The sequence below is a fragment of the Gardnerella sp. KA00771 genome (genome assembly GCF_049244045.1).
Classification (GTDB): domain Bacteria; phylum Actinomycetota; class Actinomycetes; order Actinomycetales; family Bifidobacteriaceae; genus Bifidobacterium; species Bifidobacterium swidsinskii.
In genome coordinates this window covers 1,391,306-1,406,746 of the sequence record NZ_CP058368.1, presented here as the reverse complement: position 1 = coordinate 1,406,746, position 15,441 = coordinate 1,391,306, and the positions used below count along the sequence as shown (strand labels likewise).

General features: G+C 46.4%; 7 protein-coding genes and 3 rRNA genes. All 10 read left to right on the top strand.

From position 1 onward, the window contains the following. The first annotated feature begins 7 nt into the window (after positions 1–7). The 10 genes from HXT57_RS05685 to HXT57_RS05640 all read left to right on the top strand — a co-directional run bounded on the left by HXT57_RS05685 (position 8) and on the right by HXT57_RS05640 (position 15,437). Complete coding sequence (locus HXT57_RS05685) at positions 8–823, top strand: HD domain-containing protein (protein ID WP_004107986.1); 816 nt, start codon at positions 8–10, stop codon at positions 821–823. A 165-nt stretch (positions 824–988) separates the two neighbouring features. After that, positions 989–1,135 (top strand): hypothetical protein, encoded by a 147-nt coding sequence (locus HXT57_RS05680; protein WP_162720529.1) that lies wholly within the window; start codon positions 989–991, stop codon positions 1,133–1,135. Between the two features lie 192 nt (positions 1,136–1,327). Beyond that, positions 1,328–2,854 (top strand): 16S ribosomal RNA (locus tag HXT57_RS05675). A gap of 377 nt (positions 2,855–3,231) precedes the next feature. Continuing rightward, a 23S ribosomal RNA gene (locus HXT57_RS05670) occupies positions 3,232–6,291 on the top strand. A gap of 178 nt (positions 6,292–6,469) precedes the next feature. Continuing rightward, a 5S ribosomal RNA gene (rrf, locus tag HXT57_RS05665) occupies positions 6,470–6,586 on the top strand. The 16S, 23S and 5S rRNA genes sit together here, the layout of an rRNA operon. Positions 6,587–7,179: 593 nt before the next feature. Next, positions 7,180–7,734: a cysteine hydrolase family protein gene (locus tag HXT57_RS05660; RefSeq protein WP_012914495.1), complete on the top strand. Its 555-nt coding sequence runs from the start codon at positions 7,180–7,182 to the stop codon at positions 7,732–7,734. A gap of 228 nt (positions 7,735–7,962) precedes the next feature. Further along, on the top strand, positions 7,963–10,281 hold the full coding sequence (locus HXT57_RS05655; RefSeq protein WP_421783528.1) for a choice-of-anchor M domain-containing protein: 2,319 nt from the start codon (positions 7,963–7,965) through the stop codon (positions 10,279–10,281). Between the two features lie 34 nt (positions 10,282–10,315). Then, positions 10,316–11,515 carry a choice-of-anchor M domain-containing protein gene (locus HXT57_RS05650; RefSeq protein WP_004109103.1) on the top strand — a complete coding sequence of 400 codons (1,200 nt, stop codon included), beginning with the start codon at positions 10,316–10,318 and terminating at the stop codon, positions 11,513–11,515. 13 nt (positions 11,516–11,528) lie between these two features. Next, positions 11,529–13,670, top strand: a complete 2,142-nt coding sequence (locus tag HXT57_RS05645) for a choice-of-anchor M domain-containing protein (RefSeq protein ID WP_288231258.1) — start codon at positions 11,529–11,531, stop codon at positions 13,668–13,670. Between the two features lie 51 nt (positions 13,671–13,721). Then, entirely contained in the window at positions 13,722–15,437 is a 1,716-nt protein-coding gene (locus HXT57_RS05640) for an anchored repeat ABC transporter, substrate-binding protein (RefSeq protein ID WP_231875275.1), read from the top strand. The last annotated feature ends 4 nt before the right edge of the window (positions 15,438–15,441 follow it).

Sequence of the window (15,441 nt, the reverse complement as noted above, 5' to 3'; positions counted from 1 at the left end):
CCTTAAAATGGAAAATGGTGCAGAAAGTATACTTAATTGCAACTCGATAAAACTCGCTGATTTACCTGATTTTGGTGAAGTAGAGAAATTGCATAGTGCAACTGCACCATCTTCTGCTGCTTATGAGCTTATTCACGGTCATTGTGTTGTAATCTCAACAATTGCTTGGCAAATTGCTCATCATTGCAATATGCTTTTGTCCGCTGAAAATCGTGCTGCTCAAATGAGTGAAACTTTGCGTAAGCGTGCTGAAATAGCAAAAAATTGCCTTCAGGAGCTTGTCGGAGATAGTTATGCAATATTACCTGCGCTTAGTGGTGGCTTAGCTCCAAAACAGTATATTGATGAATACGCAGCTTTAATAGGTGGATTGTTGCACGATATTGGCACGTATTTTGTGCTTGAAAGTGATGGCAGTAGCAACGCTGGTGGTATATTGCGCTTTGATGGTCCGAATTATATTTTGCATGGCTTGCGCGGATATAAATATTTAATTGATAATGGTTTTAGTGAGGATGCTGCGCAATTTGCGCGCAATCATACTGGAGTTGGCTTAACTCGAGAGCAAGTTATTGCGCAAAATTTGTCTCTTCCTGCTGAAGACTATATTCCGCAAACAGTTGAGCAAGAAATTGTTATGGTTGCGGATAAATATAACAGCAAATCGATACCTCCTCGTTTTTTGACAGTCGATTCTTATCGTCGCAAGGCTGCGCGATTTGGCGAAGACAATGCTAATCGTTGGATGCAATTGGTTGCGAAATATGGTGAGCCAGATATTGCAGGTCTGGCAGAAATCTTTAATATGCGTGTTGATGCGTGAGCGTTATTGATTTTTTGCGTATTTTTATCCTATTTTTGTGTATTTTTATCCTATTTTTGTGTATTTTTTTAAGAAATCTATTATTTTTTAAAAAGTTTTTATAGATTCAATATCAGATAGCATGCTTTTTTGGTGTTTTTTCGTGGTTTTCGACACGCCGGTGTTTTGGCTTGTTTTCAATGGTTTTGGGGTGTTTGTTTTTGGTGGGTTTGCGTTTTAGCGTGGGTTGGTGTAAGTTTATCTCTTGCTGCTCAGCGCGGCTGGTTCTCCTCGGTTGAGGTTGATGGGCCGGCTGGTGTGGTGGTGGTTTGAGAACTCAAGAGCGTGTCTGTACTACTTATTAGTTAATTATTGCCAGTTCATTGCCTGCCTTGCAGATTGCAGGGTGCCTGAGAGATGGTTAAATGGTGGTGAGGTTTTTGTTGGGATGTTCTTTCCTTAAAGAATGTCTCGTCTTTTTCTTTTTAATATTGGAGCCTTTTGTTGGCTCTTCATTGAAGTTTTTTCGTGGAGGGTTCGATTCTGGCTCAGGATGAACGCTGGCGGCGTGCTTAACACATGCAAGTCGAACGGGATCTGACCAGCTTGCTGGTTGGTGAGAGTGGCGAACGGGTGAGTAATGCGTGACCAACCTGCCCCATGCTCCAGAATAGCTCTTGGAAACGGGTGGTAATGCTGGATGCTCCAACTTGACGCATGTCTTGTTGGGAAAGTGTTTAGTGGCATGGGATGGGGTCGCGTCCTATCAGCTTGTAGGCGGGGTAATGGCCCACCTAGGCTTCGACGGGTAGCCGGCCTGAGAGGGCGGACGGCCACATTGGGACTGAGATACGGCCCAGACTCCTACGGGAGGCAGCAGTGGGGAATATTGCGCAATGGGGGAAACCCTGACGCAGCGACGCCGCGTGCGGGATGAAGGCCTTCGGGTTGTAAACCGCTTTTGATTGGGAGCAAGCTTTCGGGTGAGTGTACCTTTCGAATAAGCGCCGGCTAACTACGTGCCAGCAGCCGCGGTAATACGTAGGGCGCAAGCGTTATCCGGAATTATTGGGCGTAAAGAGCTTGTAGGCGGTTCGTCGCGTCTGGTGTGAAAGCCCATCGCTTAACGGTGGGTCTGCGCCGGGTACGGGCGGGCTAGAGTGCAGTAGGGGAGACTGGAATTCCCGGTGTAACGGTGGAATGTGTAGATATCGGGAAGAACACCAATGGCGAAGGCAGGTCTCTGGGCTGTTACTGACGCTGAGAAGCGAAAGCGTGGGGAGCGAACAGGATTAGATACCCTGGTAGTCCACGCCGTAAACGGTGGACGCTGGATGTGGGGCCCATTCCACGGGTTCCGTGTCGGAGCTAACGCGTTAAGCGTCCCGCCTGGGGAGTACGGCCGCAAGGCTAAAACTCAAAGAAATTGACGGGGGCCCGCACAAGCGGCGGAGCATGCGGATTAATTCGATGCAACGCGAAGAACCTTACCTGGGCTTGACATGTGCCTGTCGACTGCAGAGATGTGGTTTCCCTTCGGGGCAGGTTCACAGGTGGTGCATGGTCGTCGTCAGCTCGTGTCGTGAGATGTTGGGTTAAGTCCCGCAACGAGCGCAACCCTCGCCCTGTGTTGCCAGCGGGTTATGCCGGGAACTCACGGGGGACCGCCGGGGTTAACTCGGAGGAAGGTGGGGATGACGTCAGATCATCATGCCCCTTACGTCCAGGGCTTCACGCATGCTACAATGGCCGGTACAACGGGATGCGACATGGTGACATGGAGCGGATCCCTTAAAACCGGTCTCAGTTCGGATCGTAGTCTGCAACTCGACTACGTGAAGGCGGAGTCGCTAGTAATCGCGAATCAGCAACGTCGCGGTGAATGCGTTCCCGGGCCTTGTACACACCGCCCGTCAAGTCATGAAAGTGGGCAGCACCCGAAGCCGGTGGCCTAACCCTTTTGGGATGGAGCCGTCTAAGGTGAGGCTCGTGATTGGGACTAAGTCGTAACAAGGTAGCCGTACCGGAAGGTGCGGCTGGATCACCTCCTTTCTACGGAGTTTTTGTGCACGCTCGGTTTGAGTGTGGTTACTGGTGTGGAAAACAATAGTTGACGTTTTTAGATGAGTTTGTTGGGCATGCTTTTGGGTTCCCGGATTGCCACCCCCCTTTGTTTGGGGTTGCGGTCCTTGACTCACAGGATTTCAGGTTGATGCTTTTGAGTGTTTGGCTTGGGTTTTGTGGTGTTGTGGTGGTTTGAGAACTGGATAGTGGACGCGAGTAAAATGCGAAACTTTTTTGGTTTCGATTTTTTTGCTTTTATCAATTTCAACCGGCTCCTTTTGTTGGAGTCGCTTGATCGTTTTGTGATCGTTTAGTGTGATGATTTTTTGTCTAGAGAATTTTGCTGATGGGTTCTTACTTTAGTGTTTGTCACTGGTAAGGGCGTATGGTGGATGCCTTGGTAGACAGGACCGATGAAGGACGTGACGGGCTGCGATATGCCTCGGGGAGCTGCCGAGTGGGCTTTGATCCGAGGATTTCCGAATGGGGAGACCCGGCCACTGTTATGAGTGGTCACCACAGTTTTTGTGGGGGGTACGCAGGGAAGTGAAACATCTCAGTACCTGCAGGAAAGGATACTCCGTGAGTAGTGGCGAGCGAAAGCGGATCAGGCTAAACCGGGTGCGTGTGATAGCCGTCAGGTGTTGCGCATTCGGGGTCGTGGGATGGACTGTTCAGCCTCTGACGGGGTTGAGGAGAGTGATAAAATGTCGTGCTAGGTGAATGGGATTGAATTCCCAGCCGTAGAGGGTGATGGCCCCGTAGCTTGTCGTGCGATGTCTCTTTATGTTTATTCCCAAGTAGCGCGGGACTCGTGGAATCCCGCGTGAATCTGCCCAGACCGTTGGGTAAGCCTAAGTATTCCTGTCTGACCGATAGTGTACTAGTACCGTGAGGGAAAGGTGAAAAGCACCCCGGGAGGGGAGTGAAATAGTTCCTGAAACCGTGCGCTTACAATCCGTCGGAGCCTTCTTTGTGGGGTGACGGCGTGCCTATCGAAAAATGAGTCTGCGAGTCAGTGGTATGTGGCGAGGCTAACCCGGGTGGGGGAGCCGTAGCGAAAGCGAGTTTTAAAAGGCGTTTGAGTCGCATGTCCTGGACCCGAAGCGGGATGATCTAGCCCTGAGCAGGTTGAAGCGCGGGTAAGACCGTGTGGAGGACCGAACCCACCTAGGTTGAAAACTGGGGGGATGACTTGGGGTTAGGGGTGAAAGGCCAATCAAATTCCGTGATAGCTGGTTCTCTCCGAAATGCATTTAGGTGCAGCGTCGTGTTATTGCTTACAGGGGGTAGAGCTACTGGATGCTTGCGGGCCCATACCGGGTACCAATAGCAGCCAAACTCCGAATACCTGTTAGGTTTATCACGGCAGTGAGTCGGCGGGGGATAAGCTCCGTCGTCAAAAGGGAAACAGCCCTGATCGTCGTCTAAGGTCCCGAAGCGCGTGCTAAGTGGGAAAGGATGTGGAGTCGCATAGACAGCCAGGAGGTTGGCTCAGAAGCAGCCATCCTTGAAAGAGTGCGTAACAGCTCACTGGTCTAGTGGTTCCGCGCCGACAATGTAGCGGGGCTTAAGCACGCCACCGAAGACGCGGCTGCATGATTTGTTTCATGCGGGGTAGGAGAGCGTCCTGTATGGGGTGAAGCGGCAGTGTGAACTTGTCGTGGACTTTACAGGAGTGAGAATGCAGACATGAGTAGCGAGAGACGGGTGTGAATCCCGTCCGCTGAATGACTAAGGGTTCCGGGGCCACGTTCGTCGTCCCCGGGTGAGTCGAGTCCTAAGGCGAGGCCGACAGGCGTAGTCGAATGGATGAACGGGTTGATATTCCCGTACCGGTGTTACACCGTTCGAACTGAATCTGAGAGTACTAACCTTCATTTGCTGGTTGATTGCCTTTCGGGGTTGTTGGCTGGTTTGTGTTGGGACTGTATCGGTAGTAGGTTAGCGTGGGAGTGACGCGGGTAGGTAGCCGGCTGCGGAGGTGGTTTTCCGTGGCTAAGCGTGTGGGCTGTCTCCTAGGTAAATCCGGGGGATGTTAAAGCTGAGGCGTGATGGGTAGGCTGTAAGGCTGATTCCGGTGATCCTGCTTGCCAAGAAAAGCTTCAACGTGAGGTGTGATTCCGCTCGTACCCTAAACCGACACTGGTGGTCTGGTAGAGTATACCGAAGCGATCGGGCGAATCCTGGCCAAGGAACTCGGCAAATTACTCCCGTGCCTTCGGCATAAGGGAGACCCCTGATGGTGATGTTTTTTACAAGCGGAGCTGTTGGGGGTGGCACAAGCTAGGGGGTAGCGACTGTTTACCAAAAACACAGGAGCGTGCGAAGGCGTAAGCCGCTGTATACGCTCTGACGCCTGCCCGGTGCCGGAAGGTTAAGAGGATCCGTTAGCTTCGGTGAAGCGGTGAATTTAAGCCCCGGTAAACGGCGGTGGTAACTATAACCATCCTAAGGTAGCGAAATTCCTTGTCGGGTAAGTTCCGACCTGCACGAATGGCGTAACGACTTCCCCACTGTCTCGGCCAGGAGCCCGGCGAAATTGCAGTACGAGTAAAGATGCTCGTTAAGCGCAGAAGGACGAAAAGACCCCGGGACCTTTACTATACCTTGGTATTGTCGTTAGGTGTGGATCGTGTAGCATAGGCGGGAGGCTGTGAAGCGTGGGCGCTAGCTTGCGTGGAGTCGACAGGTGAAATACCGCTCTTTCCATATCTGGCGTCTAACCTCGACACGTTATCCGTGTCAGGGACAGTGCCTGGCGGGTAGTTTAACTGGGGCGGTTGCCTCCTAAAGAGTAACGGAGGCGCTCAATGGTCCGCTCAGCCCGGTTGGCAATCGGGTGTTGAGTGTAATCGCACAAGCGGGCTTGACTGTGAGACTGACGGGTCGAGCAGGGACGAAAGTCGGAGATAGTGATCCGGTGCCGGCGTACGGACGTGGCATCGCTCAACGGATAAAAGGTACCCCGGGGATAACAGGCTGATCATTCCCAAGAGTCCATATCGACGGGATGGTTTGGCACCTCGATGTCGGCTCGTCGCATCCTGGGGCTGGAGCAGGTCCCAAGGGTTCGGCTGTTCGCCGATTAAAGCGGCACGCGAGCTGGGTTCAGAACGTCGTGAGACAGTTTGGTCTCTATCCTCTGCGCTCGTTGGAATGTTGAGGAGACCTGCCCATAGTACGAGAGGACCTGGGTGGACGAACCTCTGGTATGCCGGTCGTCACGCCAGTGGCGCTGCCGGTTAGCTACGTTCGGAAGGGATAACCGCTGAAAGCATCTAAGCGGGAAGCCTGCTCCAAGATAAGCATTCCTTGCACTTTAGTGTGTGAGCCCCCATGTAGAACACGTGGTTGATAGGCTAGATGTGGAAGCCCTGTAAGGGGTGGAGCTGACTAGTACTAACGGGCAATGGTGACATTCTTCCTCACTTTTGTGAGTGGGGAGGGTGAGTTTCTGTGAGTATTATTCTTCTAGCGTTAATGAGTACTGAATGTTTTGCTTAACGATCAGTTGGTAAGAGAGTTTTTATTCGCGTTCATGTCCGGTTCCCAAACCGCCACGTGTTGCCACTCACAGCTCGTGAGTGTATAATCTAGTTTTGCGGTGGTCATGGCTCAGGTGAGACGCCCGGTCCCATTCCGAACCCGGAAGCTAAGGCCTGACACGGCGAGGGTACTGCACTCGATAGGGTGTGGGAGACTAGCACGCTGCCGCATTATTTTTCTAGCGGGGAGTTTTCACTCCCCGCTTTTTTATTTTCGTATACTACTGTTTTTGTAATCCTCCAAACTCTGGACAACGCTCGCGCTATAAGCGCTCACTGCTGAGCTTGCAAGGAAAGTCCACTGGACTTTCCGTCTGAGCAAGCTCACGCTCCGAATTGCTTTCGCGCGCGCAATGCTGCGCTCAAGCAGGTCGTCGCGCAAACGCGAGGAAAACTTACGGCAAATGTAGTTAAAAACAGACAACAGAGACACGCGCGCAGAAACTGTACTGCACCAGTAACGAAAAATTCCCGGCAAACGTTTTGTAGCATCATTTGCCGCAAGGTAGTGATTAAATGATGATAGTCGGTGCAGAAGCAAGTGAGCTTTGAGTATTCTTTGAATATTAAGGTATTGCGCCGATTGCAATTGGGCCAGCAATTGAGTTGATAATTGGGCTATCAATTGAAATAAAATCAAGCAATTAAGAATGCGGAATATTGTAACTAAAGCGATTATGCTATTGCAGTAGAGCTATTTGCAATAATGCTGTTAGCAGTAATGCTATTTGCGATTATTCTGTAAATTTCATACAAGGAGTAGGTATGAATAAAGCCCTTATTAACATTGATTATACGAATGATTTTGTGGCAAGCGATGGCTCTCTGACTGTAGGTGAGCCTGCGCAAAAGCTTGAGAAGCGTATTACTGAGATTTCGCAGGAATTTCTTGACGCTGGAGAGTTCGTGGTTTTTGCGATTGATACGCATCATTTGAACGATCCGTATCATCCTGAAACTAAACTTTTCCCACCTCACAATATCGCCGGAACTCACGGTCAGAAGCTGTACGGCGCGCTTGGTGATTTTTACGAGGAAAATAAAGATAAAAGCAATGTGTATTACATTCATAAAACTCGCTACTCGTCGTTTAATGGCACGGATTTGCTGATTAAGCTGCGCGAACGTCATATTGAGGAGTTGCACTTGGTGGGTGTTTGCACGGATATTTGCGTGCTTCACACTGCTGTTGATGCGTATAATCTTGGCTTCAAAATCGTAGTTCACAAAGATGCAGTCGCAAGCTTTGATCCGCAAGGTCACGAATGGGCTTTGCGCCACTTTAAGACTTGCCTTAATGCGGATATTGTAGAAGGCTGAGAATTTTAGCTAAAAATATTTAAATAAGTATTCAATAGTTATTGAGAATAATAGACGCTGGTTGCTTTAAGCTACCAGCGTTTTTGTTTATTCGGAGTGTCGACTTGCTATTAATGAGAATCATTATTATTATTAATAGACGTTGTTAAAAATCTTCCATAATTATTTGCGAAAAGAAGAGCGCATATAACGATAAGAAGATGAAGTGTAGAGAGCGAAATAGTAATTATGACTCAGGTCATTAGGGATATTGGGAAACGTGCTTTTGCAATGGCAAGTGTTGCAATACTTGCCATTGCCGTGCTCGCATCAGGATTTAGTGCAGCTTTACCGGCAGTTGCATTAGAAAATAGTAATCCTGGCGAAAAATACGATCCTACAAAAAAGGAAGTGCTAAGTCACGGCCATACGGACGTATTTTACCCAATTCAATACAACGGTAAATTCATTATGGCCGTCGAAAAAGACGGTGCCACTTTCTTAAAGCCTGAAAACACTACTTTGCGTGTAGCAAAAAACACGTATACTACAAAATCGCAGCTTCCTGCGCTCGCTACTGAATACTACTATCTCGATGGTTCCGGAAATCAAAAAGGAAACCCCCTCTTCCCGGGTTGGGACACAGGTTATGCTGCAACTTTAGTTGGCGCACCTCATGCAGATGACGCAACAGCAGATATTGCAATTCAGCAAGTTACTGGACCAATGAACGGGCGCATTCTGCTTTGGACTACCGATGGTGCTGGTAAAAATTCGAAGAAATTATCGTTTGAAGAGAACGATTTAGACGACGAACCTGATACTGATGGCAGTCGATTTATGCTACCTGGCGTAATTCACCAACATACTGCTGGCCACGTGCATGCAAACTGGGGATTTACGCAGCCTGGCGTTTACAAACTAAAAGTAGCAGCAACTATTACAAATAAGAACACTAAGAAGCAGATTACAACCGAACCTGCAGAATACACTTTTGAAGTAGAAGATACATATTCAGGCGAAGTACCTGCTTCTGGCATTACGGAAACGCTTGATTTGCACCGTCGCGGTGATTCTATTAATCCTGACGATGATGAAGAAGCACACGAAGCTTCCAAAGATCATAAAGACACGGATAAAGACGATGGCGGCGATATGCGCATCGGCAATATTCGTGATTCCGGACCTCATCCGCATTATCATTCATACGAAGGTTATGGTGGTTTAGACTTAAAAGTAGTTAACAAACCAAAGGGTGCTCGTATTGAGTGGAGATATGTGCGTGCTGACGAAGGTCCTGACGCGTATGGAACCACTCTTTTTGCTGAGAGATTGCAGCTTCCAGCTGAGCCTGCAATGAACAAGATGAAAGTGTATGCTCACGCAACTGAAGGTGAAACGCAAGTTGGCAAAGATACTGCGTCTGCAACCATCGCCGTTGAAGATCACGGTGCTGACGGACATCCTGTAGTAAAAGCAATTGCTCCTTATAAGCGTTTCAAACCAGGGGATACTTTACACGCGAAAACAGTATTGCTTAACCCTCATGTTGCAACCGACGGTGTTACCGGTGTGCCAATTGACGATCCGACAAGTCCAGTAACTTCCATAGTCAAAGATTATGTTTGGTTGATAAAAAAGGAAGGAGAAAGCGAATTTAAGCGCATTCCTGGTGCCGTGAACAGCAAGTTGGAGCTAAAACTTGATGCGTCAATGCAAGGTGCAACGATTCGTCCTTCCTTAGTTTTAAAGAACGGTGAACTTTACCGTAATAAAATGTTTGATGAGTTTTGCGATTATGTTATTGAGATGAAAGGTGTTCCTCACTCTCATAACCATGATGGCGATGATGATCAAAGTGGTTCTGATTCTGAAGATGATGAGAACTCTCACGGGAAAAAGCACCATGAGAAGCGTCGTAATAAGCGCAAAAATAAGACTAAGCATTTTGTTGGTGGAAAGAACTTTTTGAAAGGTGTATTCGGCGGCACTGCAAATTCGGGACTATTTGGATCTAGTTCTAATGGTGGATTCCAATTCGAATCTAATTTCTTTAAGAAATCCAACAGAAAATTCAAGCGCACAAAGAAGAATCGCAATAAGACTAACCGCACTAATCGTAAGAATAATTCTAAAAATAATACGCAAAGTGGTGCTAGTTCTGGTTCTAGTTCTTTTACAAGAACAGAAAATTCAAGCGGAACATCGTTACATAATTCATCGCGACGAACTTCTGGCGGAACTCATACTAAGAACAAGAGCTCTAAGAAAAGTGGACAGACTATTCGTAATTTCGTAAGAACAGATAATAATTCTGGCAATAAGTCTAAAAATAGTTCTGTCAATAACTCTGATTTTGTTAAGAATACTGAACGTCATGCTTTGCAAGGTGCAAGGCAATACAACGAAGAATCTGATGAAGCGTATGAAGATGATTCAGATGATACAAAAGGTGATGGTTCCTCGACTAAGTGGGTTGCGGTTGCAGCTTCAGGTGCGAGCGTCGGCTTATGCACAATAACTGGCGCATGCGGAGCATTGATACGTTCTAAATTGAAATTGTTGTAAATGGTATTCGTATTATTACTAGAAAGTTTAAATAATGAATTACAAACAAAATGAAACATTGCAAGTAAAACGAAAGCATGTATATTCTACTGCGCTGCTTGCGCTCATATTTTCTTTAGTAACTTTGGTTGCATCTTTATGTGCACCAAATCCAATGCAGGAAACTGCTTATGCTAATGAAGGCAATCAGCCAGTTATGATTCAAGCAGGTCATGCTGATTTTGGACCAACGCTAATCGACGGCAAATGGAAATTGAAGATTCGTGATGATACTGGTGACGAACCAGTGTGGCGAGACCCAGAAAATGTGGTATTTAAATTAGGTGGCAATTCAATAATTCCTATGCCTGATGATGCTGCCTACAGTTTTATTGGCGAAAAGCCTGGAACCAAGCTTTACGTAATTCCACAAACTCAAAATCCTGATGTGCCGTGGCTTGGTTGGAATACGCAGGAAGGTGGCGTGCTTAACGAGCTCGATCGCGGTGCAAACCTTTCTCTTGAAGGAGTAAGCGGCCCGGGTAAACTGCATGTTTACTTAGAAAATGGCAACAACAATCCACAGCAACTTTGGGATAGTACTAAAGGATATCCGCAAAACAGCTGGATTGAAGCCAACGCTCATACTCACGTGAATTGGGTGTTTTCTAAGCCTGGAATTTATCATGTGAAGCTTACTTTTTCAGGAAAGCTTAAAAATGGACGCGCAGTAAGCGATACGCGTGTTCTTAATTTTGCAGTTGGAGATAATACCGATCCTAATGCTGCTTTAGGTGCGGGTGCTGCTGGAGCAAGTGGCAACGAGGGCGACGAAGAGGGTCAAGATGAAGAAGATAACGATGAATCCGAAAAAGATGAAGCTAATCATCATCACGAACTCCTTCACAACAAGCATAAGCATTCTCACAAAGTATCTGAAAAAAGTGACGATACAGCTTTAGTTCTTCAAATTGTAGGTATTTTTGTGGCTATTATTGCCGTAATTATTGTGATTTTTGTACTAATAGCTGTAGTTAAAAGCAAGAAAGCACGAAATCTTGCGCTTGCTAAGCAAGTTTCTGCACAAGCTAATCAACAGTATGCAAATAATGCAAATTCTGTGAATAATGCAAATGGTGACAATACCTTGCCAAATCTAGTGCGTGATCAAGAAACGACAGTAATGTCACCAATTAATAATTCTCAATATTCTCAATCAGACAATGTGCAATCTGATGGCACTCAGTGGAAATAATGGTGTGACGAAAATGGTTCGTAATAGTATAAAGAAATTATCTCGCGCTTTGTTGGTGGGCGTGTGCTTGTGTGGCATGATGATGGGAACTCCCACGGCTTTTGCTGACAATGGCAGTGACGCAACTGTTGTAAGCGGAAAGAAATCTTCTAAAGATTTTACTGCCATAAAAAAAGCCAATTTTGCAGCGTGTACTGCTGCTAGATTAGATAAAACTGCTTCACAACCTGCGGCTGATAGTAAAGCTACAATGTGCCACGCGTATAAAGGTCATACTGACGTTTTTGCAACTTTCTTTGATGCTACAAGCAAGCGCATGGTATTAGGTACCTTGGGCGATGCGTTTGAAAGTGAAGATCATAATGGCACTCGGTATGATACGAATCGACTTATTTTTGAAGTCGGCTCTAAAAATATCATGCAGTTTTCCAAAGATGAGAACGATCCGATAATAAAAGAAATCTACGCAACAACTCGCGAAGGTGTAGTCTGGTTCTTTGATCAATCTGGAGCTGGAAATACTGGTGCATTATGGCCTGGTTTAGATACTAGACCGTTATATGAGGGAGCTGGTTCTACAAAGGTTAATCCGACAGTTAAATTGTCGCTAACTGGTATCGAAGCACCTCACAACGGCGAAGTTTTTATGTACATTCGCAGCGGTAGCGATTATGAGAAAATGCTCGGTTCTGCTGAAAACTGGCCGAAAGATGTTGATATTACTGAGACTGGCGGAAAGCATTCGCACATGTATTGGTCTTTTAACCGTCCTGGTGTGTACAAGTTAAAAATGAAGGCTACTGCTACCGTTGGTGGCAATGAGCAAAGTTCTGAGCAGACTTATACGTTCCATGTAACTAATCATGATGTAACAGATGGCGATTTTGCTGATTATGATGGCGCATCTTTTGACGGTGACGAAGATGGCGAAGACGACGAAGAAGATTCAGATGATGATGATTCTCAAAGTGATGATCACAGCATTAATGTGCAACAAAGTAACGGATCTTTCTTCATTAACGGTAACAACAACACTGTGTATGTGACTCCATGGTCTGGAGCAAAAATGCAACAACAAGGACTTCTTGGAAGTAATAAAGGACTTTTTGGAAGTAATAATGGTGGTCTTATTCATGGGGAACATAACGCTAAAAGCGGAAAGCAAGTTTCTCAAAGTCAGCAATCTGCTGTGACAAAGTTCAAAGACATCAAGGGCGACAAGCTTGTTATAGACCACGGTCACGTTGATATCGCTGTATATACTGGCGATTCGAATAAAGTTGATATGGCTGTGCAAGAAGATGTGACAGGAAGCCACGTCTTTAGAGACACAGACACAGTTGTATTCGCAGTTGGTGATGCTGGTAAAACTAACGGCGTGTATCGTATACCGCAAACACAAATTGATGGTGTGCCATGGATGGGTTGGAATAATCAGTCTATGAATCCGCATAAGCCAACTCAATTGAGCCTAACGGGAGTTGAAGGTCCTGGAAACGTACGCGTTTGGATGTTCGGCGGCTTGGGCGGTGGAGATCAAGAGATTTTCTCCACTCAAGGAGCAACAGATTATACGATACCTGCAAATACGCATGCTCATGCGAATTGGGATTTCGACGAACCGGGATATTACACATTGCAATTCCAAGCTTCTGACGGAAATTCTACAGTAACTCGCAATATTCATGTTGCTGTTGGTGTTGATCCACAAGAAACGCCAATGGGGTATGCTGGCGGCCGCGAAGATAATGTAAAAAAGGATCCACGAGGCAGAAAAGGTGATCCTTTTGTACCTTATAATCCACCAAAACCTGCTGATTTGTCTCGTTTTGGCGGAAATCCTTTTGGTTTAGGATTGAACAATTCACACTCTGGAAAACAATTGCCAAGAAAAGCTAAAAAGCATAAAGGTCTTGTTTCAAAAATTAGTAACAAGAGGCTCGCTAAAAGTTTGTACCGACAGAAATTGAACGATAATGACGATGTTGCGAAGTCTGAAGCAAAAGGTGTAACAGGATTATTTAAGCGAAATCCTTTACTTGCTTATTCGCTTCTTGCTGGTGGAATTATTGCTGTGCTTGGCGTTTTGGGTGCAGGGATTTGGTATCTCTACAATCGCGGACTTATTAACTTCAACTGGCTGTTGCGCTATTAGTAGTAGGAGTGTGTGAGGGTGATTCATAGGCTCAGAAGAGTAAAGCAAACTTTGTTTTCTTCGATTGGTGCAATTGCAGTCGTCGCGCTTATTTTGCCGCTTTCTGCTTGTGGTAGTGTTAACGGGAATCGTGCAGGACATCGCGATGGTCGCATTAATGTAGTTACAACTACAGGCGTTTTGCGTGATATGGTGGCGAATGTAGCAGGGGATGCTGCAAATGTGAGTTCAATCGTACCTGATAATGCAGATCCGCACTCTTACGAGCCACGATTGCGTTCAATTCGAGACGTTGTGTATGCGGATGTGGCTTTTAGTAATTACATGATGCTTGAGGAGCATGGTGTTATTACTGCTTTAGACGCAAATTTGCGAAAAGGCGTGCCAAATGTGCAACTTGCTGAAGAAAGCGTGAAACATGCGGCGGATATTATTCCAATGGTCGAAGATGTGTCGTTGGACACTATTTGGCTTGGTCTTGCTACAGAACGCCAAACTTCGCAGACGGTTGAGGAAGCTAAAGATGCTAAAGAGCAACAAAAATCTCAAGAGAAACCTGATAAGTCGCAGTCTTCTCAGGTTTCTCAATCTTCGCAATCAAACGCGCCTTCCACTGTAACGAAAGAAGGACGCGCTACTGTAATAAAGCCAAAAGCATACAACATGAAGCGTTCGGACAGGATCCGCTTAACTGCAACTAAAGTAACTGGTCCTGGTTCGCTTTTCGCTTACCTTACTGGCACTTTTGGAAGTGTAGAAACTTACGTTAATTCAGCAAACGGAATTAACGATGAAGATCATGTAGATTTGCCTGCGGACGCGCACACGCATTTAAGTTGGGCTTTTAGTAAGCCAGGAGAATACACTCTCGACTTTCATGCAGATATGCTCAATGCTCAAAACGAAAGAGTTGCAAGTTTAGGAAACGCAACTATGCGTTTTGCTGTCGGCATTAACGCGCAGAAATTAGCGAAAAAGCGTGGAGCTAGCGTAGTTTTGAATCAAGGCCATGCAGATTTGGCTTACGATTTAGCTAAACGCGGATTTTTGTACAGAGTTGACACTTTGCAAGAAAAGCGGTCGGTTGCGCCAAAGCGCGTGTATTATGAGCCGCGAGATGTAGTAGTAGAAGTGCCGACTAATGCTTTAAAAGAAATTCCAGCTGAACAAGGCTATAGATTCCTTGGATTTGCGCGGCAGAAAATCTATCAACTTCCACAAGCTGTTCTTGGAAAACATGTTCACGGAGATATTGATCCGCATTTATGGCAGTCAGTGAAAAACGGAATTGCTTATGTGCGCACAATAGCTGACCGCTTGTGCGAAGTCGATCCTAAAAATGCTCGCAAATATCGCGCAAATGCGGATCGATATATTAATAAACTTCTCGACGTAGACGCTTATATGCGTAAAAAAGTTGCGTCAATTCCAAAAGAGCGTCGCAACTTGGTTACAACGCATGACGCTTTTGCATACTTAGGTAAAGCTTATGGCGTAAATATTGCGGGATTTGTAACAATCAATCCTTCAAGCGAACCGAGCGTGCAAGATAGGCGCAGACTTTCGCAAATTTTACGCGACTTGGAAATCCCTGCAGTGTTTTTGGAGCCGAATTTGATTTCTCGCTCGTCTGTGCTTAAAGAGCTTGCGTCTGAAGCACATGTGAAAGTTTGTCCAATTTATGGTGACGCTTTCGACGCGAATGTGCGAACTTACGCGGATATGATGCGAGCTAACGCGGATTCTTTAGCGAAATGTTTGAAGTGAAAGT

Coding starts and splice junctions, on each gene's coding strand:
- HXT57_RS05685 (WP_004107986.1), top strand. CDS start 8: ATGGAAAATGGTGCAGAAAGTATACTTAATTGCAACTCGATAAAACTC.
- HXT57_RS05660 (WP_012914495.1), top strand. CDS start 7,180: ATGAATAAAGCCCTTATTAACATTGATTATACGAATGATTTTGTGGCA.
- HXT57_RS05655 (WP_421783528.1), top strand. CDS start 7,963: ATGACTCAGGTCATTAGGGATATTGGGAAACGTGCTTTTGCAATGGCA.
- HXT57_RS05650 (WP_004109103.1), top strand. CDS start 10,316: ATGAATTACAAACAAAATGAAACATTGCAAGTAAAACGAAAGCATGTA.
- HXT57_RS05645 (WP_288231258.1), top strand. CDS start 11,529: ATGGTTCGTAATAGTATAAAGAAATTATCTCGCGCTTTGTTGGTGGGC.